Source organism: Pseudomonas mangrovi (assembly GCF_003052585.1).
Lineage (GTDB): Bacteria > Pseudomonadota > Gammaproteobacteria > Pseudomonadales > Pseudomonadaceae > Aquipseudomonas > Aquipseudomonas mangrovi.
The window spans coordinates 76,528-100,769 of sequence record NZ_QASN01000022.1; the positions used below are offsets into that span (position 1 = coordinate 76,528).

Consider the following 24,242-nt stretch of genomic DNA (forward strand, 5'->3'; position numbering starts at 1 on the left):
GCAGGCCGGCGCAATGCGCTTTGCTTATTGCGCCCTACGGGCTGTCTTATTATCGGTAGCGAGTGGTGTATATGATTGAGGAGTTCGTTCGGGGTGATTTTAAATATGTCGTGCGCTGGGAGGTTTGCGCGGAGGGGGTGTTTTTTCGTGTAAGGACATTTGGTATCGATGGTCAGGATTATTTCGGGGGGTTCACATTATTTCAAAAATCATATGATGAGTCGGGTCTTTTAAAGAGGATAGATGAGGATTACGTTTCCCTTCTGGAAAAGCCGATTGAGATTGTTCGGCTTTATTGGCGGCTTGTTAAGTTGCGTAACGAGCGGGACGGCGTTTTGAATAATTTTATGCGGGACGAAAACATCTCATTCGAACTTTCCCAGAAAATATTTTCTTTGATTTTTGACGTCCATCGGGTTGATAGAAAGCTGTTTTCTTTTGTGAGCTCTTTGTCGGAAAGTGATGTTGAAAAAATGAAAAGTTTCAAATATTTTCATTCAGAAGTGGATGAAAATTCTTTTTGGTCGGATTTTTCTAGCTATGAATTGGAGGGGAGGTTATTTCAATAAGAGTGGGTGGTTTATTCTGGAAAGTTACTCGTGACCATTGTTCTTGCCTAACGAGCCTTTGCGTTTCCCACGCAGCGTGAAGGAATCGTGGTCTATTCCGAATTTGCCCCGCAGCAAGCCCTGGCCAACGCCTGGATCCAGTCTTGAGCAGGGCGCCATGCTGCGCCCAAGATGGTGCGTCAGTAGGGCGGATCAGCCGCGTAGCGGCGTAATCCGCCTTGGTTCTCGGCGCGGGTGGCATGCGTGACCTGCGTTGCGCTGCGGCTTGGGGTACTGCAAGGCAATGCCAGAAAAGGCAGCTTTTAGCTGCGTGTCTGGGTAATCCAGTCGTTGGGGAGCAGGAACATTCTCTGCACTTCGTGCCAGCTTCCATCGGCCTGCTCCTGCAGGCGTGCCAGCAGGCGAGGCCGGCTCAGCTCCGCAGGTTCGAGCAGGGCGGCGGGTCGCCCGCTTCGGCGCAGTGGCGCCAGCCAGGACAGACGCGGTACTTCAATCCATTCTTCGCCGGCTTCCGGCGACCAGTCCTGGTCCAGCTGCCAGCGGCTTCGTGGCCTGTTGCCGGTCTGACCCGGCAGGGCGGGTAGATCAACGCCGGACGGATCGAACAGCCAGCCGCCCATCCAGAACGAGGCGTGCACCGGGCCCCTGGGCAGCAGCTCGCGCGCGGCGGGGTGCCCGGACAGCGGCAACTGGTGCCGGCACAGGTGGGCGAGCTTGAGATCCAGGCGATCGCGCGGGTTGGGGCCCCACCAGCGTACTGCGCCGTCTGTCTCGGCAACCCCCAGATAGAACTTCACCGCCAGCTCCACGTGGTGCACGCCTTCCTGATCGCGCAGCAGCAGGTCGAGTTCGCCCAGGGTCTGCGTGCCGACACGTACCGGCAGGTTGTGCGCCAGCAACTCGACACCCGGCGCCGCCTGCAGGGCGAACTGCCAGAGGCATTCATAGTAGTGGCCCAGGCGGCGTACCGGTTGCTGTTGGAGAAAGGCGATCAGGGCGTCCGGCTTAGCGTCCAACTGCAGCAGCCAGTCGCCGAGTACCTGTGGTCTGGCCGCCCAGTCGCTGGCCTGCAGCGGGTGGCGAAGCGGGCAGGCGGCGGTCTCGATCAGCGGCGGCGAGACCAGCGTCCAGGCAAGTTCGCGGACGGCGTCATGACGCAGTCGCAGAGGCAGTTCGGCGAGGCTGGAGAAGGGCTGCATGTTGCCGAGCATAGCGTCTCGGCTGCAGAAATGATCGGCGCCTGGCGGGCGCCGATCAGGGGTGCTCAGGTCAGTCGCGGCTGCGACCGGTCACCTTGCGGCCGTTGACGCTGCCACTCTTGAGCATGATCTGGTACTCCTTGCCGTCCTTCTCGACCTGATGCAGGCGTACCAGCAGGTAGTCCCAGTCCTTGGCGAACCAGAGCACGGTCTTGCGGCTGCTCTGGGTCGGGTCGCGGACACGCTCGACCTTGATCGCGTCGATCAGCCCGGCACGGGTCTGCACGGCCTCTTCGCCGAGTACGCGAAAGTCGTAGACGTCGATCTCGTCACCGTCGACCACCTGGTAGCTCATGCTGGTCTTGCCTGCGGCGATGTCGTGTTGCAGCGCCTGCTGATAGGTCGACTTGTCGAGCACGCCGAGGTTGATCGGCAGTCGCAGTGGGTCGCCGCGATCACTGCCGAGGACTTGCTTCTGGGTCCAGTCGAAGTCCTGCTCGACTTCCTTGCTCTTGCCCAGGCCATTGCGGCTGTAGCGGTAGGTCACCGGTATCAGGGTGTCGCCATCGACGCGAAAGATGCTCTCTTCGGTGAGACCGGCGAGCAGCATCGAGGCTTCGAAGTTGAGCTTCCAGCGTCCGTCGGGCAGCGCTTCCAGGCTGCGTTCGGCACTGCCGCTGACCGGCAGTTGCTTCCAGTCGGCGGTGTAGCTGGCGCTGAAGGGGGTGGGTTGCAGAGCCTGGGCGCTGGTGGCACAGAGTGCGAGAACAAGCAGCAGAGCTCGACGCATGGAATCTCCTTGGGTGCTGTCGTGCAGGAGCCGGGAAGGCTGTGCGGAATAAGGTCAGGCCGGGCGGATCTGCTCACCGCAGTTCGCCAGACGCCGTTCGTCCAGCATTGCGCCATCGGTCGTCAGGCGCAAGCGGCCTTCGGCGAACCAGCGTACGGCGAGTGGGTAGATCTGGTGTTCCAGATGATGGACGCGTTCGGCCAGGCTTTGCGCCGTATCGTCCGCGGCCACGCGCAACACGGCCTGTACGACCACCGGCCCGCCATCGAGTTCCTCGCTGACGAAATGCACGCTGCAGCCGTGTTCCGGGTCGCCCTCGTCGAGCGCGCGCTGGTGCGTATGCAGACCCTTGTGCCGTGGCAGCAGCGAGGGGTGGATGTTCAGCAGCCGGCCCTGGTAGTGGCGCACGAAGCCGGCAGTGAGGATACGCATGAAGCCGGCCAGCACCACCAGGTCGGGCTGGTGGCTGTCTATCACCTGCATCAGTGCGTCGTCGAAGGCTTCGCGGCCGGCGTACTGCTTGTGGTCGAGAACGGCGGTGGGAATGCCGGCGTTCTTGGCACGGGTCAACCCATAGGCATCGGCACGGTTGGATATCACCGCGCAGATGCTCGCCGGACTCTCGCCGTTCTGGCAGCTGTCGATCAGCGCCTGCAGGTTGCTGCCGGAGCCCGAAATCAGGACGACGACCCGGCAGCCCATCAATGTGCTTTCAGATTGTTCAGCACGACTTGTTCGGCGCCTGCCGCGGCGCTGCCGATCTGGCCGATCACCCAGGGCGACTCGCCTTCGGCACGCAGGCTGGCAAGGGCAGTGTCCACCTGGTCCTGGGCCACGCAGATGACCATGCCGACGCCGCAGTTGAGCACCCGGTGCATCTCGTGCTCATCGACGTTGCCTTTCTCCTGCAGCCAGTCGAACACCGCCGGGCGGGTCCAGCTGGCCACGTCGATGATCGCCTGGGCGCCTTCAGGCAGTACTCGCGGGATGTTGTCGAGCAGGCCGCCGCCAGTGATGTGGGCCATGGCCTTGACCGCGCCGGTGTCCTTGATCAGCTTGAGCAGCGGTTTCACATAGATGCGGGTCGGCGCCATCAGCAGGTCGGCCAGCTTCTGGCCGTTCAGCTCGGTGGCTTCGATGTCGCTGCCGGACACTTCGAGGATCTTGCGGATCAGCGAGTAGCCGTTGGAGTGCGGGCCGGAGGAGGGCAGCGCGATCAGTGCGTCGCCCTGGGCGACTTTGGAGCCGTCGATGATCTCGGCCTTCTCCACCACGCCGACGCAGAAGCCGGCCAGGTCGTAGTCTTCGCCTTCGTACATGCCCGGCATCTCGGCGGTCTCGCCACCGACCAGCGAGCAGCCGGCCAGTTCGCAGCCGGCGCCGATGCCGGTGACCACGGTGGCAGCGACGTCGACATTGAGCTTGCCGGTGGCGTAGTAGTCGAGGAAGAACAGCGGCTCGGCACCACAGACCACCAGGTCGTTGACGCACATGGCGACCAGGTCCTGGCCGATGCTGTCGTGGCGATTCAGGTTCAGCGCCAGGCGCAGCTTGGTGCCGACGCCGTCGGTGCCGGAGACCAGTACCGGCTGGCGATAACCGGCGGGGATCTCGCAGAGGGCGCCGAAGCCGCCCAGCCCACCCATCACTTCCGGCCGCGCGGTGCGCTTGGCGACGCCCTTGATGCGCTCGACCAGGGCTTCGCCGGCATCGATGTCGACACCTGCGTCCTTGTAGCTGATGGAGGGTTGCTTGCTCATGGATTCGGGCCTTTGAACGGAGGGAATTCAGTACCGGCCACCAGGTGAGCTGGGCGGCCTTCGGAAAGCGCGCGATTTTATCAGGCTTGCCGCGCAGCGGCCATCGGTGCGGCTTGCATCAATACCTGCGGAATTTGCGTGGAATATCCGCCAGCGTCAGTTGCTGCTGTCTCGGCGGCTGTTTAAGGTAGGCGCCTGTTTTCCGCCTGCGAGCGATCCGCAATGTTTCTCCGAGCTTCCCTGCCGGCACTTTTCCTGTCTTTCGCCAGCTTCTGTGCCCTGGCCGAACCCCTGGCGCATCTGCATCAGGTCCGCGAGCCGGCGGTCGAGGGCGTGGCACGTGACGCCATGCTGACCCGCGCGCTGGACAGCCTGATCGTTCGTCTCAGCGGCAAGGCGGATGCGCCGCAGGCGCCTGCGCTGGCCGAACTGCGTGCCGCTCCGGAAAAGATCATCAGCCAGTTCGGCTTCGAGGCCGACGGCTCGGCACTGGTCGTCGAGTTCGATCCGGCCAGCAGTGAGCGCGCCTTGCGCCAGGCAGGGCTGGCGCTGTGGGGTAACAACCGTCCGCTGATTCTTGCCTGGTGGCTGGAGGAGGAGCTCGGTGGCAGCACGCTGGTGGGCGATGGCCAGAGCACCGCCGAAACCCTGCGCCGCGCGGCGCAGCATCGTGGCCTGCCGTTGCGCCTGCCGCTGGCGGACCTGAACGAGCAGCTGGCGGCCACCTCCGAGGCGCTGTCCAGCGCGGAGTTCGATGGCCTCGCCGAGGTGTCCGAACGCTATGCGGCGGATGTGTTGCTGGCGGTAGTCAGTGCCGAGCAGGACGGCAAGTGGCAGGCGCAGTGGCGCATTCGCTTCCTCGACCAGACCGCGCAGGGCAAGGTCAGTGCGGCCGACCGCGAGCAACTGGCGGATGCGGTGATGCTCGCGGTGCTGCAGCGCCTGGCCGAGCATTTCGTTGCCCCGCCGGGAGCGGCGAGCGATCTGGAAGTCTGGATCGAAGGCGCCAACCTGGCCCGCTATGCCGATCTCGAGCGCCTGCTGGACGCGCTGGGTGCGCGCCTGGTGAGCGTCGAGGGTGATCGATTGGTGTACGCGGTCAAGGCCAGCCCGGATCAGTTGCGCGCCCAGCTTGGCCTGCTGCAGTTGCAGGAGGTCGATGCGCCGGCACCCAGCGCCGAGCAACCCGCGGCTGACGGCACCACAGCGCCGGCGCAGATCCCTGCCAACCGCCTCTGGTTTCGCTGGTAGGCATGCGCAGCGTGCAGGGATTGCCGTGGCATCAGATACCCAACCTGCTGACGGTTGCGCGCATGCTGTTGAGCCTGCCGATCACCTTCATGCTGCTGGGCGAGCGCTATTCGCCAGCGCTGTTGCTGTTCGCCGTTGCCGGTATTTCCGATGCGCTGGACGGCTTTCTTGCCCGGCGCTTCGCCTGGACCAGCCGGTTGGGCTCGATGCTCGATCCGCTGGCCGACAAGCTTTTGCTGGTCACGGCCTACCTGTGTCTGACCCTGGTTCAGGTGCTGCCCTGGTGGCTGACGCTGCTGATCCTGCTGCGTGACCTGTTGATCCTGATTGGGGCGGCCTGCTACCGGCTGCTGGTTGGGCGACTCGAGTTCCGGCCGAGCTGGCTGGGTAAGTGTTCCACCGTGGCGCAGATCATCCTGATCATTGCGGTCCTGCTCGAACTGAGCCTGCTACCGGCCTTCGCGCTGGTCCGCGAGCCTATGGTGCTGCTGGTGGCGGCACTGGCATTGGCCAGTGGCGCGCACTACGTCTGGCGCTGGAGCCTGAATTTCCGTCTGGCAAGGCAAGGAGCCTGATATGCCGTTGATACGACAAGGTGGCTGGATACTGGCCGTGGCACTGCTCGGCTGGTTGCTGTATCTGCTGCATCCGGTGCTGGCACCGTTCCTCGCCGGCATCCTGCTGGCCTACATGGGCGACCCGCTGGTTGATCGACTCGAAGCGCGGCGTATCCCGCGGACCTGGGCGGTGGTGCTGGTCTTTGCCCTGTTCGGCCTGCTGGTGCTCGCTGCGCTGTTGGTGCTGATCCCGATGCTCGGGCGCCAGTTGGTCCGGCTCTACGAACTGGCACCGCAGATGCTCGACTGGTTGCAGCTGATGGCGTTGCCCTGGCTGCAGCAGCAACTGGGGCTGGCCGAGGATTTCTGGCGTTTCGAGCAGCTCAAGGCGACCTTCGCCGGCCAGCTCGACGGCGCCGGGGGCATCTTCGCCCGGGTGCTCGGTCAGGCCACGGCGTCGAGCCTGGCGCTGCTCGCCTGGCTCGGCAATCTGCTGCTGATTCCGGTGGTGGCGTTCTACCTGATGCGTGACTGGGACTTGCTGATGGCGAGATTGCGCGCGCTGTTGCCGCGCTCACGCGAAGCCTCGGTGGTGCGTCTGGCCGGCGAGTGCCACGAGGTGCTCGGCGCCTTCCTGCGCGGCCAGCTGCTGGTGATGCTGGCACTGGCGGTGATCTATTCCACTGGATTGATGCTGCTGGGCCTGGAGCTCGGCCTGCTGATCGGGGTCCTCGCCGGGCTCGCCAGCGTGGTGCCCTACATGGGCTTCATCGTCGGCCTGAGTGCCGCGCTGGCGGCCGCGCTGTTCCAGTTCGGCCTGGCGCCGCTGCCGCTGCTGGGGATCGGCGTAGTGTTCATGGTCGGTCAAATGCTTGAGGGGATGCTGCTGACACCGCTGCTGGTGGGCGATCGCATCGGCCTGCATCCGGTGGCGGTGATCTTCGCCATCCTCGCCGGCGGGCAGCTGTTCGGCTTCACCGGCGTACTGCTGGCCTTGCCGGTGGCGGCGGTGATCGTCGTGCTGCTGCGCCATCTGCACGAGCTGTATAAACTTTCCGACCTTTATCGGGAGCCGGCGGCGGTCGTCTCCGATGACCCTCCGGGCCCTGCATGAAGCCGATCCAACTGCCGCTGGGCGTGCGCCTGCGCGATGACGCGACCTTCGCCAATTACTATCCCGCCGCCAATCCGGTGGCGCTTGGCTATGTCGAGCGTCTGTGCGAAGCCGATGCCGGCTGGGCGGAGAGCCTGATCTACCTCTGGGGCGCGACGGGCGTGGGTCGCAGTCACCTGCTGCAGGCGGCCTGTCTGCGCTTCGAGCAGCGCGGCGAGCAGGCGGTCTATCTGCCGCTGGCAGAGCTGGTCGAGCACGGGCCGCTGCTGCTGGAGGGACTCGAGCAGTGCGCGCTGGTCTGCCTGGACGATGTGCAGGCGGTGGTCGGTCGCGCCGATTGGGAAGAAGCGCTGTTCCACCTGTTCAATCGCCTGCGCGATGCCGGCAGCTGTCTGCTGCTGGCGGCCGACGCGGCGCCCCGCGAGCTGCCGGTGCAGCTGGCCGACCTGAGTTCGCGCCTGAGCCTGGCGCTGGTGTTCCAGCTGCAGTTGCTGTCGGACGAGGACAAGCTGCGCGCCTTGCAGTTGCGCGCCTCGCGCCGCGGGCTGCAGCTGCCGGATGACGTGGCGCGCTTCATTCTCACCCGCGGCAGCCGCAGCATGAGCGATCTGTTCGCCTTGCTGGAGCGTCTGGATCAGGCCTCGCTGCAGGCGCAGCGCAAGCTGACCATTCCCTTCCTCAAGGAAGTTCTCGACTGGTAAGGCGCACGGCGAACGCCGCGATCGCCTGAGCACAGGCACGTGGCTCGCGCTGCAGGAGAAAGTGCGGGCCATCCAGCTCGATGCGTTGCAGGTCGCTGCAATAGTGCGCCGTGCCACGACTGGCCGCGCCGCTGACCAGGCGATCCTGGCGGGCGGCCAGCTGCAGGGTCGGTAGCGCCAGCTTCAGCGGCGGTGGTCGCATGCGGCGCAGCACCTCCAGGCGCGCGTTGAGCAGCGCCGTCGGCAGCTGCGCCACCTGCCTGCCGACCAGGGTGACCAGCTCGGGTGCGGCGCCTGGGCCAAGGCAGAACGCCTTGATCAGCCAGGGTTCCAGCAGCAGTCCGCGCAGGCTGCCGAGCAGTGCTGCCGGCGGCAGCAGCGTGCGCGGTCGTTGCAGAAAACTGCTTGCCAGGATCAGCCCGAGCGGTGCGTGGTCGAGTTCGTTGCAGAGGCGATGGGCGAGGGCGCCGGAGAAGGACTCTCCGAGCACCATGAAGGGGCCGTCGAGCGCCTCCAGTTGTGGGCGCAACGCCCGCGCCAGGCTGGCGTGATCCTGGGCGCCTGTCCCCGGCAGGGGCAGGATCAGCGGATGCAGGCTGGCGGGGAGTTCGGCAAGCAGCGGCGCGAACAGCTCGCCATCCCCGTTCAGGCCGGGCAGCAGTACCAGGCGCAGAGCCGCTGCCGTCATCAGCTCTCGCCGGCGAGGCGGCGGTTGTACTGGAAGCGGTAGCGGGTGTACATCATCGCCGCGCAGAAGAACAGCAGGGTGAGGCTGCACTCCAGCAGCGCGAACAGGCGCAGGTCGGGGTGGAACAGGGTGAGCACGCCCTGGATGAAGTACAGGTTGATCACGAACAGAGCCCAGGCGTGACCGCGGGCGTTCCCCAGCAGGATGCCGGGCAGCATGACCAGCAGTGGTAGCAGCTGTATGCCGATCAGTATCCACATCGGCTTGCCGTCATAGGCGATAGCGGTGGCGATGGTCAGCAGGGCCATCAGCCCCAGGAAGCTGAGCAGGCTGAGCACGCGGGTGACGCGCAACCGCGGCTGCAGCCACTCCAGCGTCGGTAGCGGCTTGGACTTTCTAGCCATTGGCGGCCTCCAGTTGGCGGGCGACAAGTGCCAGACGCTGGCCCAGGGCCCGGCAGAGCTGGATTTCCTGCTCGTCGAGGCTGCGCTTGCCATCGCTGCCGGCGTGGTGGCTGGCGCCATAGGGCGTGCCGCCGCCGCGGGTTTCCAGTAGCGCGGGTTCGCTATAGGGGATGCCGGTGATCAGCATGCCGTGGTGCAGCAGCGGCAGCATCATCGACAGCAGCGTGCTTTCCTGGCCGCCATGCAGGCTCGCGGTGGAGGTGAAGACGCCAGCGGGCTTGCCGACCAGCTCGCCCGTCAGCCACAGGCTGTTGGTGCCATCGAGGAAATACTTCAGCGCGGCGGCCATGTTGCCGAAGCGGGTCGGACTGCCGAGCGCCAGGCCGGCGCAGCCGCGCAGATCCTCAAGGCTTGCGTAGAGCGGACCGTCCTCGGGGATTTCCGGAGCGGTGGCTGCGCACTCGGTGGAAACCGCAGGCACCGTGCGCAGGCGCGCCTCCATGCCGGCGCTTTCCACGCCACGGGCGATCTGCCGGGCCATCTGCGCGGTGGCGCCATGACGGCTGTAGTAGAGCACCAGAATGTAGGGCGCGTTCATGCCAGCAACTCCAGGATTCGCTCCGGCGGACGCCCCACCACGGCACGCTCGCCGACGATCAGGATCGGTCGTTCGATCAGCTTCGGATGATCAAGCATGGCGCGGATCAAAGCGTCTTCATCCAGGGTCGGATCTGCAAGGCCGAGGCTCTTGTACTCGTCCTCGGAGCTGCGCAGCAGCTGTCGGGCGGGGATGTCCAGCTTGCGCAGCAGGGCGCGCAGGTCCGCGTCGGTCGGCGGCGTTTCCAGATAGCGAACAATGCTTGGCTCCACGCCCCGGGCCTGCAGCAGTTCGAGTGCGGCGCGGGATTTGGAGCAGCGAGGATTGTGGTAGAGGGTGGCGTCGGTCATGCGCGAGGTCGCCTCGTGGTCGCGAAAGGCGGGTATTCTACCCGGGTCCTGCGCTGCGAGGCGCGTTCGGGCAACGGATTGGTCAGTCATCGGCAAGGAGAGGACATGGATCCGCGGGTTACCGAGATAACGGCGTTCTGGCGCTTCCTGTTGCAACGCTTTCTTGCCGATCGCTGTATCAACAGCGCCGCGGCTCTGACCTACACCACGCTGTTCGCGGTGGTGCCGATGATGACCGTGGTGTTCGTCATGCTCTCGGCGGTTCCGGCCTTTCAGGGGATGGGCGAGCAGATCCAGTCATTCGTCTTCAACAACTTCGTGCCGTCCACTGGCGAAACCGTGCAGGTCTACCTGCGTGACTTCATCACCCAGGCGCGGCAGCTGACCTGGGTAGGCGTGGTGGTACTGGCGGTCACCGCCTACGCCATGCTGGTCACCATCGAGAAGACCTTCAATACCATCTGGCGAGTGCGCCAGCCGCGGCGTGGCGTAGCCAGCTTCCTGCTCTATTGGGCGATTCTCAGCCTGGGTCCGCTGCTACTTGGCGCAGGCTTTGCCGCCAGCACCTACATCACTTCGCTGGCGCTGCTGTCCGGGCCGGACGCGGTGATGGGGGCCAAGACGCTGATCGGCTTCATGCCGCTGTTGAGCAGCGTCGCGGCTTTCACCCTGCTCTACGCGACTGTGCCGAACGCTCGGGTGCCGCTGCGCCATGCCTTTCTCGGCGGTGCCTTCACCGCCGTACTGTTCGAGGCGGCCAAGGGAATTTTCGGCCTCTACGTCAGCCTGTTTCCCGGCTACCACCTGATCTATGGCGCCTTCGCTACCGTTCCGCTGTTTCTGCTGTGGATCTACCTGAGCTGGCTGATCGTCCTGTTCGGCGCAGAAATGGCCTGCAATCTTGGCTACAACTACCGCTGGCGCGAACTGGCGTTGCCGCGTCCGCTGGTGATGCTGGGCATCCTGCGGCTGTTCTACGAGCGTCAGCTCAGAGGTGGCGACCTGGGCCATGCTGACGTGCAGCGGGCCGGCTGGCTGATGCCCGAGGAGGAGTGGAACGAGATCCTCGACCATCTCGAGCAGGAGCGTCTGATCTGCCGTACGGCGAATGGCAACTGGGCGCTGTGCCGCGATCTGCGCGAGCTGAGCGTCCAGCATTTGCTTGATCGCAGTCCCTGGCCGTTGCCGCGCCTGGAACAGTTGCCGGCCCGCCTGGACGAGCCCTGGTACGGCAGCTTTCGCGTAGCCCTGGAGAAACTGCACGAGGAGCGCCGTCAGTTGCTCGGTGGTGACCTGGCTACCTGGCTGCATCCGAAGTCGACTGACAAATAACGTCAGATTGCGGCGCACTTCACTCTTTCATCCTGCCCCAGGGTTGAAAAGACGCCTGTTTCAAGGCCCAAAGGGATTGGCACGGTTTTAGCTGGAGTGCCATCGGGTTGATATCAGGCATTCCCGGGGACGCGATCATGGAAACAGGCTCGGCAAAAGTAGTTCACCTGCACAGGCGCAAGCCGAGAGAAGCACTCGAACATCTCAATCGCGTCACTGGGCTGGGATTTTCCCGCTGGCCGGAATCGTTGGTCGGCTACTGCCGCCAGGTGGCCGAGGATGAGGTGATGCGCGCACGAGAATGCTCGCGCGAGGCACTGGAGGCCTGAGCGGTCGCTAGGTCTGGGAAATGAACAAGCGCCCCGCAGAGTCGGGGCGCTTTGCTGTCAGGCCATCGCCTGGCTGTCGTCCTGGGCATTGGCCGGTTCTACGGCCTGGACGAACAGCTCTTCAACGATCAGCGCCTTGGCCGGTACGGCGGAGCGCAGGCAGATCAGGACTTCTTCGAGCTTCTGTTTCACCGGCATGCGTGCAATGCCGGAGAGCAGGATCTTGCCATGGCTGTTGACCTTGCCATGGTCGACGCTGACTTCACGCAGTGCGCCCGCATCACGGTAGGTGACGATCATCGACACTGGCAGATTGGCCAGCCCCGGCAGTTGCAGCCAACTGGCGACGTTGAACTCCGCCACGCGACCTTCGTAGGCGGTCAGCTGCAGGCGCGCACCGGCGATGATGTGGGAAGGCACCGGGCCAATCGGCTTGTCATGGGTATTGGACATAACGAATTCCCAGGCTGGAACGAAAGGATGGGGAATTATAGGCAGCGCCGCGGCTACCAAACTGTGCGCTCTGCCGAGGTTCGGTGTGACCGGTCGCGCATTTTGCTCAGGCCAGACGCAGGGGATAGCGGACTACCGAGGCACTTGTCAGATTCGCCGGCGGTAACGGCAGGATCGTCTGGTTATGCACATTGTGCAGCTGCAGCCAGAGGTTTTCGCCTTCGACGAACTGGCCGTGCGGCAGCCAGAGACCGTGGTGCCAGCCGCCTCCCTGTACCGGCGTGCTCTGCATTACGCCAGGATGGGTCTGTGCACTGGGTGCGCGGCGCAGCCAGACGGGGCGTGGCAAGCCCTTGAGATAGCGCAGCCCCAGGTGCAGGCCCTGACTGTTCTGGTGGCGCCAGCGGATCAGCGCCAGCAGCGGGGTGCCGCTGGCGGGGAGCAGCAGAACCAGTTGGCCGACGGGCAGCTGCGCGCCTTGATCCAGGTTGCATAGCAGGCGCGCGCCGCCGGGGCTGCCATCGACGATGCGGGTGCTGCAATGCGGTGGCCGCTGCTCGAGCAATTGCGCGTGGATCGCGTTCAGGCCGACCACCATCTGGCACTCGCCTTCCTGTTCGGTGCGTTCGTGACGGCGTTGCTGGCGTCCCAGCCAGTGCTGCCTGACCCGCTCCAGCAGACGCTGTTCCTCGACGCTCTGCAGGGGCGTCGGCTCATTCAGCGCGACCAGCAGCGGACCCAGCTCGAAGCGACGCAGATAGTGCGCCTCGCTACGCGGCAGGTGTTCGAACGGTTGACAGGGCAGGGCGGTAGACAGGTCCACCATCAGGCCCGGGGCATCGTCATCCTCGTCCCAGGCCAGCAGGCGCGGCATCGTCGCGTGGTTTGCCAGGGCGCTGTAGAGCTGCGGCGCTTCGTTGTCGTTGAGGTGGAAGGGGTTGCTCAGGGCCAGCAACAGCAACTGCTGGTACAGGCCGCGCAGGGTGCAGGCCGGTTGCGGCAGAAATGCCGCCGAGACGGTTTCGTCCAGGCAATGCTCGTGTTCGCCCAGCCAGTAGAGGAGATGGCTGTCGCGCCACTGCCCGGGTGGCGGCTCCTGATACAGCTGGTATTGGCGCAGCATGCTCTGGGAAAGAAAGTACTGCGCCATGTACAGGCACCAGGCGAGGTGCTGACGCGACGGCTGGCGGCCATGCAGCATCTGCAGTAGCAGGCGCTTGAAGCCGATTGCCAGTTCGCCACACAGCTTGACGAACAGGGCCGAGGGCAGTTGGCCGGGAGACAGGCGTGCGACCTGGACACGGTATTCGTCGCTGAAGTTTTGCAGGCTGCGCTGCCGTTCGAGTAAGGTCATGCCGCTGCGGTTGAGCCTGAACAGCAGGCTCAGAAGCGCCTGGAGCGCACCTTCGGGCGGCAACTGCCGGGTTTGCGCAAGTTGCTCGACCAGACGCTGCGAGCAGCTTTCGCTGTCCTCGAGAATGTCCGGCACTTCCAGGCGTAGCGCATCCAGGGTCATGGCAACTCTGTTCGAAAAGGAATCCAATGCATGGCGAGAGTGATTCGATGGGTCATGGCAGGTCTTGGCGCTCTGCTCCTGGCGGCCTGTGGTGCGGACGCCGGCCTCGATCAACATGGTCGAAAGGTAACGGCTGCGAGCCTTGAAGGCCAGTGGTTAATCATCAATTACTGGGCACAGTGGTGCGGACCCTGTCGCCACGAGATTCCGGAACTCAACGCGCTCGATCGTTCCCTGCAAGGCAGCGGTGCGCAGGTGCTCGGGGTGAACTTCGACGGCCTGCAGGGCGAGGCCTTGAGCAAGGCGAGTGCGGAGATGGGTATCGAGTTTCGCGTGCTGGCGAGCGATCCGGCGCCGCGCTACTCGTTGCCGCCGAGCCAGGTGCTGCCGGTGACCTACATCGTTGCCCCGGACGGTCGCGTGCATGCGCAGCTGGCCGGCGAGCAGACCGCCGATGGACTGCGCGAGAAGCTCGCCGCAGCGCGTCAGGCGCAGTGACCGTGGTGGCGGTTCACGGATATGCAGGCGGGCGTGTGCAGGGCGTCGGTTTTCGCCGTCACGCCAGGCTCCAGGCTGTGCAGCTGGGTCTTTGCGGCTGGGTGCGCAATTGTCCGGACGGGCGCGTCGAGTACTTTCTCGAAGGTGACGGCCAGGCGTTGCAGTCGATGCTCGCCTGGCTGCGCAGCGGTCCCGCCGCCGCGCGGGTCGACAGTCTGAGCGAACAGGACTGCCTGGCCCAGGGGTTGACCGACTTCCAGGTGCGTGAGGACGCGCCGTCCGGACAGTAGGCGGGACGGCTGATCCGTTTGCGCAAATCCGGGCAAGGCTTGCATGGCAGGCGGCGATGCTGGCGCGAGAAACGGCAGCGCACGAGGTGACGCTGCGAGTTGCTGTTGGCCGGGCAGGCCGCTGGCTCGGCTTCTAGTCGCTATGCGGCTCGGTGACCGACCGGCCGGCTTCTTCACGCAGACGCTGGATCAGTTCCTGCTGCAGTTGCGGATCGTTGCGGGTCAACTCGATCAGGCCCAGCTCCAGTTCGCTGGCTTCCTCTTCCAGGCCCAGTTCCGCCAGGCGCCGGACCCGCTCGACCCACTGTGCGACATCGCCGCCTTCCAGATCCTCGTAAATCAGCCGGTGCGCTTCGCCCAGCTTGCCGCGCAGGTCCCTGCCCACCAGCAGCAGGGCTTCGGCACGAGAGTCGTCGTGTGGGTCTTCGACCCTCAGCCGCAGGCTGGCGATCTGGCCAAGATCCTGGTCGGCAAGGGGGGAGTCGAGCAGGTTCAGATGCAGAACGCCGTTGCGGTCGGTAAACATCTCGTGCTGCTGGGTGCCTGCCTGAATCTGTACCGGGCGTTCGGCCCAGGGCAGGTTGGAGTATTCCGTACGGGCTTCCAGCAGGCGTTCGTCGAGCAGCGCCAGATTCTGCTGGGAGCGGCTGTTGGATTCGGTATTCAGTGCCGGATTGAGCCCGGCAAAGCCATAGTCGAACCAGCCGCGGGTCGCGCTATCCGGCAGATTGCCCAGCGCCACCACGTTGAGCAGATTGGCGCCGACGCCGGCGACCACCGCCAGTGCGCCCAGCGGGATTTCGTAGATCTCCCGCCAGGGCTGGTAGGGCGTGTAACGGTCGTAGCGTCGACTGACTTCGTAGACGGTGGCCTCGAAGCTCTTCTGCTCGAGGATGCGTACCCGCCGTTTTGGCAGTTCGAGCACGGCCGGCTGGCCGATGTCGATCAGCAGGCGGTGGTCGATCAGGCGCCGCTCGACCCGCTCCTCATGCTCGCTGCGTTGCGGCAGCTGATTGGCACAGCCGCTCAGCAGCATTGTGCCGAGCGATACGAGAAGAAGGGTGCGTGAGGGCGACATGGCGATCCGATCAGCGCTGGATGCGCGACTGCAGGAACGACAGCGCGTCGGCCAGCGGCAGGCTCTGCGCCTCGCTGTCGCGGCGGTGCTTGTACTCGAGCATGCCCTCGGCAAGGCCGCGGTCACTGACCACCAGGCGGTGCGGGATGCCGATCAGCTCCATGTCGGCGAACTTGATGCCTGGGCTGGTCTTCTTGTCGCGGTCGTCGAGCAGCACTTCGTAACCGGCGGCGGTCAGCTCGGTGTAGAGCTGGTCGGTGGCGGCGCGCACCTCTTCATTCTCGTAGCGCAGCGCTACCAGGGCGATCTGGAAGGGTGCCAGCGCGTCGTTCCAGAGAATGCCGCGCTCATCGAAGTTCTGCTCGATGGCGGCGGCGACCACGCGGGAAACGCCGATGCCGTAGCAGCCCATGGTCAGCACGGTGGGTTTGCCGTTCTCGCCCATCACGGTGCAGTTGAGCGCCTGGCTGTACTTGCTGCCGAGCTGGAAGATGTGGCCGACCTCGATGCCGCGCTTGATCTCCAGGTTGCCCTGGCCGTCAGGGCTGGGATCGCCTTCGACCACGTTGCGCAGGTCGGCGACCGCCGGCAGCGGCAGATCACGCTCCCAGTTCAGGCCGAAGTGGTGCTTGCCGTCGATATTGGCGCCGGCGGCAAAGTCGCCCATCAGTGCCACGCTGCGGTCGATGATGCAGGGGATCGGCAGATTCAGCGGGCCCAGCGAGCCGGGGCCTGCGCCGATGGCAGCGCGAATCTCGGCATCGCTGGCAAATACCAGCGGGCTGGCGACCCGTTCATGGTTGGCGGCCTTGATCTCGTTCAGCTCGTGGTCGCCGCGTACGATCAGGGCGATCAGCTGGCCTTCCTCGGCGGCATGCACCACCAGTGTCTTGACCGTACGCTCGATGGCCACGCCGAACTGGCTGACCAGCTCCTCGATGGTCCGTGCGTCCGGCGTATCGACCAGACGCATGGCCTCGGTTGCAGCGGCGCGCGCAGTCTCGCGCGGGATGGCTTCGGCCTTCTCGATGTTGGCGGCGTAGTCGGAGCTGTCGCTGAAGGCGATGTCGTCCTCGCCGGAGTCGGCCAGAACGTGAAACTCGTGGGAGCCGGTGCCGCCGATGGAGCCGGTATCGGCCTGTACCGGACGGAAGTTGAGGCCCAGGCGAGTAAAGATGTTGCAGTAGGCCTGGTGCATGCGGTCGTAGGTTTCCTGCAGCGACGCCTGGTCGATGTGGAAGGAGTAGGCATCCTTCATCAGGAACTCGCGGCCACGCATCAGCCCGAAGCGCGGGCGGATCTCGTCGCGGAACTTGGTCTGGATCTGGTACAGGTTGATCGGCAGTTGCTTGTAGCTGGACAGCTCGTTGCGTGCCAGATCGGTGATCACTTCCTCGTGGGTCGGGCCGACGCAGAATTCGCGGTCGTGACGGTCACGCACGCGCAGCAGTTCGGGTCCGTATTGCTCCCAGCGACCGGACTCCTGCCACAGCTCAGCAGGCTGCATGGCCGGCATCAGGACTTCCAGGGCGCCGGCCTTGTCCATCTCCTCGCGCACCACCTTCTCGACCTTGCGCAGCACGCGCAGTCCCAGCGGCAGCCAGGTGTACAGGCCGGAGGCGAGCTTGCGGATCATGCCGGCGCGCAGCATCAGCTGATGGCTGATGACGACGGCGTCGGAAGGGGTTTCCTTGAGAGTGGAGAGCAGGAACTGGCTGGTGCGCATGGTTGACCGCTTCGTCTGGCGAAATTGGGATGGGGCGGCATTGTACGGGCCCTGTCGGGTGTCGTACAGGCGCGCACCGTTGCGGGCTCGCAGGCGGTCGGCCGGCCACCGTGGAAAGTTCGGGGCACAAAAAGACGACCCGGCGGGAGCCGGGTCGTCTAGGGTGGGTCAGAGGAAGTTGAGCGGATATTCGACGAACACGCGCAGGTCATTCATGTCCTGCGCGTAGTTGGCGTTATGTACGCCGTTGGCGCGATAGGCCGCGTAGCGCAGGCGCAGTGTGAGGTCCTTGGCCTGACCGCTCTGGACGACGTAGGCCGACTCGAGGTTCCACTCGGTTTCCTTGCCGTCGCTGGTGTCTTCCCAGTTGATGTCGGTGCCGCGGACATAGCGGGTCATGAAGCTCAACCCGGGAACACCGTAGTCCTTCATGTCCAGGTCGTAGCGAACCTGCCAGGAGCGCTCGTCTTCGCTGTCGAAGTCGGAGATCTGTACCGAGTTGCCAAGATAGACCGCGCCCGCACCATCGATGCCGTAGACGTAGCCGGTCTTGCCCGACGAGCGCTGGTAGGCCACGCCGAGGGCATGCGCCCCCATGTTGTAGGTGGCGCCGAGACTCCAGATGGTGTTGTCGATCTCGCCGGCCAGGCTGCGTCCGGTGTCCTTGGTGCGGTAGGCGTTGAGGTCCAGCTCCAGGTCAGCGAGGCTGTAGTTGAGGTTGATGTAGCGCTTGGAGAAGGTGTCCTCCACGCGCGATGCGAACACGCTGGCCTGAAGGTCATCGCTGAACGCGTAGCTGACGCCGCCGAGGTTGATCGACTTCAGGTTCGCCTGATTGCCATTGATGTCCTCGAAACTGGCGCTGTCTCGGCCGCTGCCAGCCTTGCTGCTCAGTGCGGTGAAGCGGCCGGCGACCACTTCGAGGTTCTCGATCTCCTGCATCGTCAGTAGCGTGCCGGTGGCGACCTCGGGCAGCAATCGCGTGTCGTCGCTGGAGAGGACCGGCATGTCGACGATCTGGTTGCCATGCTTGAGCACCGTGTTGGACAGGCGCAGCTTGAGCGCACCGCCAACCTCGGACTGGGTCGGTTCGGGACGGCCATCGCTGTCGGTGGAGAACAGGCCGAGGCCTGCGCGACCTTTACCACTATCAAGTTTCACGCTGGTCAGCGAATGGGCATCCACACCGACGCCGACGGTACCCTGGGTGAAGCCCGATTCGAACAGCAGGCGCAAGCCGAGGCCGGTTTCCTCGCTGTAGCCATTGCGGCGTGTGGAGTAGCCGTCTGTGGTCGAGTCGGCGCCGTTCTTGTGCTCGCGGTTCATGTAGAGCGCACGGTTGAACAGTTGCAGGGTGCTGTCATCGACGAATCCCTTGGATTCGGATTGCTGGCTTGCCATGGCGAGGGGGGACGCGGTGGCGGCAACAGCCAGCGCGAGGGCGCTCCACTGAATCGTGTGCATGTGTTGCTCCTGGTTTTCTTGGGGGAATAGATCGAGCGGTGCTCTAGGGTCAGGATTCATAGAGCTATAGCAGGCGATCTGCGAGTTCGACAGGTCGGCGGCGATTTTAGGGATTTGACGCCGAATGTCACCGACTTTCCCTGACCTTCGTCAATTTACCAGGCGTCTCGGGCAAGCCCCGTCGCAGACGGGCGCAGAGGTTATTTGTGAATGTACGGATGCGCTCGCGGGCGGATTTTGGCAGGCTTTGCGCCTTGAGCGCCCTTGGCGGGCGCAAGCCGGGAGAAAAGGCCATGTTCACACTCGATCCGCAACTGGCGGCAGATACGCTGACCCTGGGAGACTTTCCGCTATGTCGCCTGCTGCTGATGAATGACGCGCAGTATCCCTGGTTCATCCTGGTGCCACGGCGCGAGGAGGTCAGTGAGGTGTTCCAGCTCGATCCTGCGGATCAGCATCTGCTTTGGCAGGAGAGCGTGGCGCTGGCGGAAAAGCTCAAGGACCTGTTTGCCGCCGACAAGCTGAATCTGGCGACGCTGGGCAACGTGGTCGCACAGCTGCACATGCATGTGATCGTGCGTCGCCGCGGTGATGCGGCCTGGCCGGCGCCGGTTTGGGGCAGGCATCCGGCGGTAGCCTATCGGGAGGATCAGATCGCGGTGATCCGCGACAAGCTGCGCATGGTCCTCGGTGATGAGTTCAGCTTTGCGGAGCAGCAGGCATGAGTCTGGAGCAACGTATCGACGATCTGGAAAGCCGGTTGGCGTTCCAGGATGACACCCTGCAGACCCTCAACGAAGTCGTGTTTGCCCAGCAGCAAGCCATCGAGCGCTTGGAAATGCAGCTGCAGGCGTTGGCCAAGAGGCAGGCAGAGGTTCTTGGGCAGTTGGGCGGGGCGGACCAGGAAGAGGCGCCGCCACCGCACTATTGAACTGCGCTCGGGTTTCAGCGGCGAGCGGGTGCTGCGGCGATCACATCTTCCGCCTGCAGGCCCTTGTCGCGCTGCATCACGGTGTACTCGACGCGTTGGCCTTCGATCAGTACCCGATGGCCTTCGCCGCGTATGGCGCGAAAGTGCACGAAGATGTCATCGCCGCTGTCGCGGGAAATGAAGCCGAAGCCTTTGGACGTGTTGAACCACTTGACGGTGCCGGTCTCGCGGTTGCCGGCGAACTGCGCCGGGGCATGGCTGACGGCCGGCCGGGCGCGACGAGCGGGCAGCTGCAGATTGGCGACAAGATGAAGAAAGGTCGCCAGCAGAGTCAGAATCAGGCTGCAGAGCAGGGTGGGCTGGCCTGCCAGTGTCGCCAGTTGCCCGGTAACGGCCAGTGCCTGCAGCAGGGTAGCGAGAATCACCACGGCTGACACGCCGGCCTGCAGTTGCTGGCGAATGCCGCGCTGGTAGTTGGTGAAGGTGGCCAGAAGCAGGTTGATCAGACCGATCAGGCTGAGGGCGACACCATTGGCGTCGAGCAGTGCTGCCTTCTGGCTGCCCAGCAGCGGGACGAGAGCGATCAATAGCGCCGCAGCGCCAGCAAGTAGATGAACGATTTTCAGCATGGGTGGTTAACTCGCGAATCAAAAGGAATGTGAAGGTGATGAGCCGGCAACAGAGACGATGCCGGCAGGGTGCGCAGACGCGGAGCAAGTGGACTGCCCCGAAAAGGCCGGCGCGATGAAATCGGGCAAGCTCCCGCTGTCACCGCGCGGTATTTAACAGCAAAAGAAGAGTTCTTCTCAAATCAGGCGGTTAGGTTGTCCTGCAGGGGCGGATAAACCTGGTTCCGTCCCGCATTCTTGGCTTTGTAGAGGGCATCGTCGGCGCGCGTTACCAGGCTTTCGAAATCGTCGCCCGGGCAGGCCAGGGCCAGGCCGAAGGACGCGCTGATGCTGTCCAGAAGCTGGTCGGTACGGCGCACCTTGACCCGCAGTGCCTGGATCTTCTGCCGCAGTTTCTCGGCAAAGCCGTGCAGGCTCGGGAGGTCGTGACAGTCACGCAGCAGGACGCAGAACTCCTCGCCGCCATAGCGCGCGGCGATCGCCCGTGGAGGCACCAACTCGCGCAGCAACTGGCCGACATGCTGCAGGACGCGATCGCCCAGCGGGTGGCCGAACTGATCGTTGAACTGCTTGAAGTGATCGATATCGAGAATGACCAGGGCAATGCCGCTGGTTTCCTGTTTCAGTGCACTTTCGAGCAGGCGAGTGAAGGCGTGGCGGTTGAAGACCTGGGTCAGGCTATCCAGGTTGGCGGCACGATGGGCGCGCTCAAGCTGGCTGCGCAGTTGCTGGATCTCGTTCTGCGCGGCCTTGAGGCGATGCAGGAACTGCTCCTGTTGCGCCTGCATCTGCTGGGTGCTCTGCTGCAGGTCGTTGAGTACGCCGGGGAGGTCGTCGATGACCGGCTCATGCAGAGCGGAGAGCCCCTGGGCGAGGCTCGCCTGATATTCCAGGCTGCCTGCCACGCTGCGCGAGACACCGTCTTCAACCACATCGACCAGTTCCATGACCTGCTGCTGGCCGGCCTTGGCTTCTTCCAGCTCGCCACGAATGACGAACTCGCGGAACAGCTTGAGCGCCGCCTCGCCGGGAAAGCTGTCGAAGTCCTTGACGATCTTGTCCAGGCGCTGGTTCAGCTCCGGCTCGCCACCACGGCTGTAGGTGTACCAGAGGGCATAGTGCACCGGCGTGGGTGGAATATCGTGGCGCACCATGAGGGGAACGGCCTGCTTGAGCAGGTCGGCAGCTTCGCGCACTTCCTCGGGATAGGTTTCGAGGACGTTGAGAGTTTTCTTCGGCGGGTTCATTCGGTTGGTGGCGCTTGAAAAGGGCGAAGCATAGTTGAGCGCCAGCGCAGCGTATACGCGCCGGTGTGCGCCAGGTCGCGTAGTGATGGCAAAACAGTCGTATCGACCGGCCGACATGGCGTCGGCCGGGACTTGCGAGTAGAACTCAGGCGGCGAGCAGGCTGCGCAGCATCCAGGCAGTCTTCTCGTGGACCTGCATGCGTTGGGTGAGCAGGTCGGCGGTGGGTTCGTCACTGACCTTGTCCAGCAGCGGGAAGATCCCGCGCGCGGTGCGCACCACGGCTTCCTGACCCTGGACCAGCAAACGGATCATTTCGTCCGCGCTGGGCACGCCTTCCTCTTCCTTGATCGACGACAGTCGGGCGTAGGCGGCGTAGGTGCCGGGCGCGGGGAAACCCAGGGCGCGGATGCGCTCGGCAATGGCGTCAACCGCCAGGGCCAGCTCGGTGTACTGGGTCTCGAACATCAGGTGCAGGGTGTTGAACATCGGCCCGGTGACGTTCCAGTGGAAATTGTGGGTCTTCAGATACAGGGTGTAGGTGTCCGCGAGCAGGCGCGACAGGCCCTCGGCGATGGCCGCACGATCCTGCTCGCCGATTCCGATGTTGATTTCCATCTGTCTCTCCTCATGCTGGCGTCGACGGGGATGTCGGCACCGGATTGGCCGCTGCGCAGGCGCAGCGACGCTCTGTCGGTATGCGTTGGCAAACCGCGTAAATGGCGTGCTAAACGCATTCGTGGCGTTCCGAGCTTAGCCAGACTGCACCCCTCGAGACAATACGCGGGCGTTGTCGGCGGCTGCATCGAGGGGAACAACCATATATAATCCCGCGCTTTGCCGCCGCCCCGGCGATGTGCCGGGCGCGGTCCGACGCGGCCGGACAGCGCTCTCAGCGGAGAGCGGTCAGGCGACTTCGAATCATCCGTATACGAGAAGACACGACCATCATGATGCGCAGCCACTATTGCGGCCAGTTGAACGCGAGCCTGGACGGCCAGGAAATCACTCTTTGCGGTTGGGTCCATCGTCGTCGTGACCATGGCGGGGTGATCTTCCTTGATATCCGTGATCGTGAGGGCCTGGCTCAGGTGGTGTTCGATCCGGATCGTGCCGAAGCCTTCGCTCGCGCCGATCGCGTGCGCAGCGAGTACGTGGTGAAGATCACCGGCCGTGTGCGCCTGCGCCCGGAAGGCGCGCGCAACCCGAACATGGCCAGTGGCGATATCGAGGTGCTGGGCTACGAAATCGAAGTGCTGAACCAGGCCGAGACGCCGCCGTTCCCGCTCGACGAATACTCGGACGTCGGCGAGGAAACCCGCCTGCGCTATCGCTTCATCGACCTGCGCCGCCCGGAGATGGCCGCCAAGCTCAAGCTGCGCTCGCGCATCACCTCGAGCATTCGTCGCTACCTGGATGACAACGGCTTCCTCGACGTCGAGACGCCGATCCTGACCCGTGCCACTCCGGAAGGCGCGCGTGACTACCTGGTACCCAGCCGTACCCACGCCGGCAGCTTCTTCGCCCTGCCGCAGTCGCCGCAGCTGTTCAAGCAGTTGCTGATGGTGGCCGGCTTCGACCGCTACTACCAGATCGCCAAGTGCTTCCGCGACGAGGATCTGCGCGCCGACCGCCAGCCGGAATTCACCCAGATCGACATCGAGACCAGCTTCCTCGATGAAAAAGACATCATGGGTATCACCGAAACCATGATCCGCAACCTGTTCAAGGAAGTGCTCGACGTCGAGTTCGGCGAGCTGCCGCACATGACCCTGGCCGAAGCCATGCGTCGCTTCGGCTCGGACAAGCCGGACCTGCGCATTCCGCTGGAGCTGGTCGATGTCGCCGACCAGCTCAAGGACGTCGACTTCAAGGTCTTCGCCGGTCCTGCCAATGACCCCAAGGGCCGCGTCGCTGCACTGCGCGTGCCGGGCGGGGCGAGCATGCCGCGCAAGCAGATCGACGACTACACCAAGTTCGTCGGCAACTACGGCGCCAAGGGCCTGGCCTACATCAAGGTCAACGAGCGCGCCAAGGGCGTGGAAGGCCTGCAGTCGCCGATCGTCAAGAACATCGCCGAGCCGAACCTCAACACCATCCTCGATCGCGTCGGTGCGGTGGACGGTGACATCGTGTTCTTCGGTGCGGACAAGGCCAAGGTGGTCTGCGATGCCCTGGGCGCCTTGCGCATCAAGTTGGGCCATGACCTCAACCTGCTGACCTGCGAGTGGGCGCCGCTGTGGGTGGTCGACTTCCCGATGTTCGAGGAGAACGACGACGGCAGCCTGACCGCCATGCACCACCCGTTCACCGCGCCCAGCTGCAGCCCGCAAGAGTTGGAAGCCAATCCGGCGGCGGCACTGTCGCGTGCCTACGACATGGTGCTCAATGGCACCGAGCTGGGTGGCGGCTCGATCCGTATCCATGACAAGTCCATGCAGCAGACGGTGTTCCGCGTGCTCGGCATCAGCGAGGAAGAGCAGCAGGAGAAGTTCGGCTTCCTGCTCGACGCGCTCAAGTACGGCGCGCCGCCGCATGGTGGTCTGGCCTTCGGCCTGGATCGCCTGGTGATGCTGATGACCGGCGCCAGCTCGATTCGCGAAGTGATCGCCTTCCCGAAAACCCAGAGCGCGGCCTGTGTCATGACCCAGGCGCCGGGTATCGTCGACAACAAGGCGCTGCGTGAGCTGCATATTCGTCTGCGCGAGCAACCCAAAGCCGAGTGATAACCTGCTGCGCTTGGTCATGCTGCGTTGGAAAGAGGTTCGAA

At 64.2% G+C, this 24,242-nt stretch carries 26 protein-coding genes and 1 pseudogene; 11 read left to right on the forward strand and 16 right to left on the reverse strand.

Annotated elements, in window-relative coordinates; all coding sequences use genetic code 11:
• The first annotated feature begins 71 nt into the window (after window positions 1-71).
• Complete coding sequence (locus DBO85_RS18485) at window positions 72-569, forward strand: hypothetical protein (protein ID WP_108109227.1); 498 nt, start codon at window positions 72-74, stop codon at window positions 567-569.
• A gap of 302 nt (window positions 570-871) precedes the next feature.
• Here DBO85_RS18485 and DBO85_RS18490 read toward each other — a convergent pair whose 3' ends face one another.
• The 4 genes from DBO85_RS18490 to purM are packed head-to-tail and all read right to left on the reverse strand — an operon-like array spanning window position 872 to window position 4,318.
• Window positions 872-1,780, reverse strand: coding sequence for a DUF1853 family protein (locus DBO85_RS18490; RefSeq protein ID WP_233356648.1), 909 nt, complete (start codon window positions 1,778-1,780; stop codon window positions 872-874).
• A 58-nt stretch (window positions 1,781-1,838) separates the two neighbouring features.
• The gene (locus tag DBO85_RS18495; protein ID WP_108109229.1) at window positions 1,839-2,558 is read right to left on the reverse strand and encodes a DUF3108 domain-containing protein; all 720 of its coding nucleotides are present in this window, start codon (window positions 2,556-2,558) and stop codon (window positions 1,839-1,841) included.
• 54 nt (window positions 2,559-2,612) lie between these two features.
• Window positions 2,613-3,260 carry a phosphoribosylglycinamide formyltransferase gene (purN, locus tag DBO85_RS18500; RefSeq protein ID WP_108109231.1) on the reverse strand — a complete coding sequence of 216 codons (648 nt, stop codon included), beginning with the start codon at window positions 3,258-3,260 and terminating at the stop codon, window positions 2,613-2,615.
• The gene (gene purM / locus DBO85_RS18505) at window positions 3,260-4,318 is read right to left on the reverse strand and encodes a phosphoribosylformylglycinamidine cyclo-ligase (RefSeq protein ID WP_108109233.1); all 1,059 of its coding nucleotides are present in this window, start codon (window positions 4,316-4,318) and stop codon (window positions 3,260-3,262) included. Before purM ends, purN begins: the two co-directional genes overlap by 1 nt.
• Before the next feature lie 222 nt (window positions 4,319-4,540).
• On the opposite strand from purM, the gene DBO85_RS18510 reads away from it, so the two are divergent.
• The 4 genes and pseudogenes from DBO85_RS18510 to hda all read left to right on the forward strand — a co-directional run bounded on the left by DBO85_RS18510 (window position 4,541) and on the right by hda (window position 7,941).
• Window positions 4,541-5,569, forward strand: coding sequence for a DUF2066 domain-containing protein (locus tag DBO85_RS18510; RefSeq protein ID WP_108109235.1), 1,029 nt, complete (start codon window positions 4,541-4,543; stop codon window positions 5,567-5,569).
• Window positions 5,570-5,571: 2 nt separating this feature from the next.
• Window positions 5,572-6,144 (forward strand): CDP-alcohol phosphatidyltransferase family protein, encoded by a 573-nt coding sequence (locus tag DBO85_RS18515; protein ID WP_108109237.1) that lies wholly within the window; start codon window positions 5,572-5,574, stop codon window positions 6,142-6,144.
• A 9-nt stretch (window positions 6,145-6,153) separates the two neighbouring features.
• Window positions 6,154-7,240: pseudogene (locus DBO85_RS18520) on the forward strand (AI-2E family transporter); the annotation flags it as partial.
• Window positions 7,237-7,941 (forward strand): DnaA regulatory inactivator Hda, encoded by a 705-nt coding sequence (gene hda, locus DBO85_RS18525; protein ID WP_108109241.1) that lies wholly within the window; start codon window positions 7,237-7,239, stop codon window positions 7,939-7,941. The pseudogene DBO85_RS18520 and the gene hda, both read left to right, overlap by 4 nt.
• On the opposite strand, the gene DBO85_RS18530 is transcribed toward hda, so the two are convergent.
• From DBO85_RS18530 to arsC, 4 genes are read right to left on the reverse strand one after another with little or no spacing between them, the layout of a single operon-like run.
• Window positions 7,919-8,629: an alpha/beta fold hydrolase gene (locus tag DBO85_RS18530; RefSeq protein ID WP_108109243.1), complete on the reverse strand. Its 711-nt coding sequence runs from the start codon at window positions 8,627-8,629 to the stop codon at window positions 7,919-7,921. The two genes, hda and DBO85_RS18530, sit on opposite strands and share 23 nt — an antisense overlap.
• The gene (locus DBO85_RS18535; RefSeq protein ID WP_108109245.1) at window positions 8,629-9,033 is read right to left on the reverse strand and encodes a DUF2069 domain-containing protein; all 405 of its coding nucleotides are present in this window, start codon (window positions 9,031-9,033) and stop codon (window positions 8,629-8,631) included. The genes DBO85_RS18530 and DBO85_RS18535 overlap by 1 nt, the downstream gene beginning before the upstream one ends.
• Window positions 9,026-9,631: an NAD(P)H:quinone oxidoreductase gene (wrbA, locus tag DBO85_RS18540; protein ID WP_108109247.1), complete on the reverse strand. Its 606-nt coding sequence runs from the start codon at window positions 9,629-9,631 to the stop codon at window positions 9,026-9,028. Before wrbA ends, DBO85_RS18535 begins: the two co-directional genes overlap by 8 nt.
• A complete protein-coding gene (gene arsC, locus DBO85_RS18545) occupies window positions 9,628-9,981 on the reverse strand; it encodes an arsenate reductase (glutaredoxin) (protein WP_108109249.1) in 354 nt (117 codons plus the stop codon). Before arsC ends, wrbA begins: the two co-directional genes overlap by 4 nt.
• 105 nt (window positions 9,982-10,086) lie before the next feature.
• On the opposite strand from arsC, the gene DBO85_RS18550 reads away from it, so the two are divergent.
• Window positions 10,087-11,313, forward strand: coding sequence for a YihY family inner membrane protein (locus tag DBO85_RS18550; RefSeq protein ID WP_108109251.1), 1,227 nt, complete (start codon window positions 10,087-10,089; stop codon window positions 11,311-11,313).
• A 386-nt stretch (window positions 11,314-11,699) separates the two neighbouring features.
• Here the strand turns inward: DBO85_RS18550 and DBO85_RS18560 are convergent, their stop codons facing one another.
• Both DBO85_RS18560 and DBO85_RS18565 read right to left on the reverse strand, forming a co-directional pair.
• Window positions 11,700-12,095, reverse strand: coding sequence for a hypothetical protein (locus tag DBO85_RS18560; protein WP_108109253.1), 396 nt, complete (start codon window positions 12,093-12,095; stop codon window positions 11,700-11,702).
• A 106-nt stretch (window positions 12,096-12,201) separates the two neighbouring features.
• Window positions 12,202-13,611 (reverse strand): PilZ domain-containing protein, encoded by a 1,410-nt coding sequence (locus DBO85_RS18565; protein WP_108109255.1) that lies wholly within the window; start codon window positions 13,609-13,611, stop codon window positions 12,202-12,204.
• Window positions 13,612-13,641: 30 nt separating this feature from the next.
• On the opposite strand from DBO85_RS18565, the gene DBO85_RS18570 reads away from it, so the two are divergent.
• On the forward strand, window positions 13,642-14,109 hold the full coding sequence (locus DBO85_RS18570; RefSeq protein ID WP_108109257.1) for a TlpA family protein disulfide reductase: 468 nt from the start codon (window positions 13,642-13,644) through the stop codon (window positions 14,107-14,109).
• Window positions 14,110-14,114: 5 nt separating this feature from the next.
• Window positions 14,115-14,399, forward strand: a complete 285-nt coding sequence (locus DBO85_RS18575) for an acylphosphatase (protein WP_267895622.1) — start codon at window positions 14,115-14,117, stop codon at window positions 14,397-14,399.
• 133 nt (window positions 14,400-14,532) lie between these two features.
• On the opposite strand, the gene DBO85_RS18580 is transcribed toward DBO85_RS18575, so the two are convergent.
• The 3 genes from DBO85_RS18580 to DBO85_RS18590 all read right to left on the reverse strand — a co-directional run bounded on the left by DBO85_RS18580 (window position 14,533) and on the right by DBO85_RS18590 (window position 18,667).
• A complete protein-coding gene (locus tag DBO85_RS18580; RefSeq protein ID WP_233356650.1) occupies window positions 14,533-15,435 on the reverse strand; it encodes a hypothetical protein in 903 nt (300 codons plus the stop codon).
• Between the two features lie 52 nt (window positions 15,436-15,487).
• The gene (locus tag DBO85_RS18585; RefSeq protein ID WP_108109263.1) at window positions 15,488-17,203 is read right to left on the reverse strand and encodes a proline--tRNA ligase; all 1,716 of its coding nucleotides are present in this window, start codon (window positions 17,201-17,203) and stop codon (window positions 15,488-15,490) included.
• 168 nt (window positions 17,204-17,371) lie between these two features.
• Complete coding sequence (locus tag DBO85_RS18590; protein ID WP_108109265.1) at window positions 17,372-18,667, reverse strand: OprD family porin; 1,296 nt, start codon at window positions 18,665-18,667, stop codon at window positions 17,372-17,374.
• A 293-nt stretch (window positions 18,668-18,960) separates the two neighbouring features.
• On the opposite strand from DBO85_RS18590, the gene DBO85_RS18595 reads away from it, so the two are divergent.
• Together DBO85_RS18595 and DBO85_RS18600 are read left to right on the forward strand one after the other, a co-directional pair.
• Window positions 18,961-19,392 (forward strand): HIT domain-containing protein, encoded by a 432-nt coding sequence (locus tag DBO85_RS18595; RefSeq protein ID WP_108109267.1) that lies wholly within the window; start codon window positions 18,961-18,963, stop codon window positions 19,390-19,392.
• Window positions 19,389-19,598 carry a SlyX family protein gene (locus tag DBO85_RS18600; RefSeq protein ID WP_108109269.1) on the forward strand — a complete coding sequence of 70 codons (210 nt, stop codon included), beginning with the start codon at window positions 19,389-19,391 and terminating at the stop codon, window positions 19,596-19,598. Before DBO85_RS18595 ends, DBO85_RS18600 begins: the two co-directional genes overlap by 4 nt.
• A gap of 14 nt (window positions 19,599-19,612) precedes the next feature.
• Here DBO85_RS18600 and DBO85_RS19605 read toward each other — a convergent pair whose 3' ends face one another.
• The 3 genes from DBO85_RS19605 to DBO85_RS18615 form a co-directional block, all read right to left on the reverse strand.
• Entirely contained in the window at window positions 19,613-20,227 is a 615-nt protein-coding gene (locus tag DBO85_RS19605) for a cold-shock protein (RefSeq protein WP_108109271.1), read from the reverse strand.
• 182 nt (window positions 20,228-20,409) lie between these two features.
• Window positions 20,410-21,474, reverse strand: coding sequence for a GGDEF domain-containing protein (locus DBO85_RS18610; RefSeq protein ID WP_108109273.1), 1,065 nt, complete (start codon window positions 21,472-21,474; stop codon window positions 20,410-20,412).
• Between the two features lie 145 nt (window positions 21,475-21,619).
• Window positions 21,620-22,090, reverse strand: coding sequence for a Dps family protein (locus DBO85_RS18615; RefSeq protein ID WP_108109276.1), 471 nt, complete (start codon window positions 22,088-22,090; stop codon window positions 21,620-21,622).
• Between the two features lie 332 nt (window positions 22,091-22,422).
• Here DBO85_RS18615 and aspS point away from each other — a divergent pair, with 332 nt between their 5' ends.
• On the forward strand, window positions 22,423-24,198 hold the full coding sequence (gene aspS / locus DBO85_RS18620) for an aspartate--tRNA ligase (protein WP_108109278.1): 1,776 nt from the start codon (window positions 22,423-22,425) through the stop codon (window positions 24,196-24,198).
• Window positions 24,199-24,242: the final 44 nt, after the last annotated feature.

Coding starts and splice junctions, on each gene's coding strand:
- purN (WP_108109231.1), bottom strand. CDS start 3,260: ATGGGCTGCCGGGTCGTCGTCCTGATTTCGGGCTCCGGCAGCAACCTG.
- DBO85_RS18610 (WP_108109273.1), bottom strand. CDS start 21,474: ATGAACCCGCCGAAGAAAACTCTCAACGTCCTCGAAACCTATCCCGAG.
- wrbA (WP_108109247.1), bottom strand. CDS start 9,631: ATGAACGCGCCCTACATTCTGGTGCTCTACTACAGCCGTCATGGCGCC.
- DBO85_RS18550 (WP_108109251.1), top strand. CDS start 10,087: ATGGATCCGCGGGTTACCGAGATAACGGCGTTCTGGCGCTTCCTGTTG.
- DBO85_RS18580 (WP_233356650.1), bottom strand. CDS start 15,435: ATGCTGCTGAGCGGCTGTGCCAATCAGCTGCCGCAACGCAGCGAGCAT.
- DBO85_RS18515 (WP_108109237.1), top strand. CDS start 5,572: ATGCGCAGCGTGCAGGGATTGCCGTGGCATCAGATACCCAACCTGCTG.
- DBO85_RS18495 (WP_108109229.1), bottom strand. CDS start 2,558: ATGCGTCGAGCTCTGCTGCTTGTTCTCGCACTCTGTGCCACCAGCGCC.
- DBO85_RS18510 (WP_108109235.1), top strand. CDS start 4,541: ATGTTTCTCCGAGCTTCCCTGCCGGCACTTTTCCTGTCTTTCGCCAGC.
- DBO85_RS18595 (WP_108109267.1), top strand. CDS start 18,961: ATGTTCACACTCGATCCGCAACTGGCGGCAGATACGCTGACCCTGGGA.
- DBO85_RS18590 (WP_108109265.1), bottom strand. CDS start 18,667: ATGCACACGATTCAGTGGAGCGCCCTCGCGCTGGCTGTTGCCGCCACC.
- DBO85_RS18485 (WP_108109227.1), top strand. CDS start 72: ATGATTGAGGAGTTCGTTCGGGGTGATTTTAAATATGTCGTGCGCTGG.
- DBO85_RS19605 (WP_108109271.1), bottom strand. CDS start 20,227: ATGCTGAAAATCGTTCATCTACTTGCTGGCGCTGCGGCGCTATTGATC.
- DBO85_RS18565 (WP_108109255.1), bottom strand. CDS start 13,611: ATGACCCTGGATGCGCTACGCCTGGAAGTGCCGGACATTCTCGAGGAC.
- DBO85_RS18490 (WP_233356648.1), bottom strand. CDS start 1,780: ATGCTCGGCAACATGCAGCCCTTCTCCAGCCTCGCCGAACTGCCTCTG.
- DBO85_RS18585 (WP_108109263.1), bottom strand. CDS start 17,203: ATGCGCACCAGCCAGTTCCTGCTCTCCACTCTCAAGGAAACCCCTTCC.
- hda (WP_108109241.1), top strand. CDS start 7,237: ATGAAGCCGATCCAACTGCCGCTGGGCGTGCGCCTGCGCGATGACGCG.
- purM (WP_108109233.1), bottom strand. CDS start 4,318: ATGAGCAAGCAACCCTCCATCAGCTACAAGGACGCAGGTGTCGACATC.
- DBO85_RS18530 (WP_108109243.1), bottom strand. CDS start 8,629: ATGACGGCAGCGGCTCTGCGCCTGGTACTGCTGCCCGGCCTGAACGGG.
- DBO85_RS18560 (WP_108109253.1), bottom strand. CDS start 12,095: ATGTCCAATACCCATGACAAGCCGATTGGCCCGGTGCCTTCCCACATC.
- DBO85_RS18535 (WP_108109245.1), bottom strand. CDS start 9,033: ATGGCTAGAAAGTCCAAGCCGCTACCGACGCTGGAGTGGCTGCAGCCG.
- DBO85_RS18615 (WP_108109276.1), bottom strand. CDS start 22,090: ATGGAAATCAACATCGGAATCGGCGAGCAGGATCGTGCGGCCATCGCC.
- DBO85_RS18600 (WP_108109269.1), top strand. CDS start 19,389: ATGAGTCTGGAGCAACGTATCGACGATCTGGAAAGCCGGTTGGCGTTC.
- arsC (WP_108109249.1), bottom strand. CDS start 9,981: ATGACCGACGCCACCCTCTACCACAATCCTCGCTGCTCCAAATCCCGC.
- aspS (WP_108109278.1), top strand. CDS start 22,423: ATGATGCGCAGCCACTATTGCGGCCAGTTGAACGCGAGCCTGGACGGC.
- DBO85_RS18570 (WP_108109257.1), top strand. CDS start 13,642: ATGGCGAGAGTGATTCGATGGGTCATGGCAGGTCTTGGCGCTCTGCTC.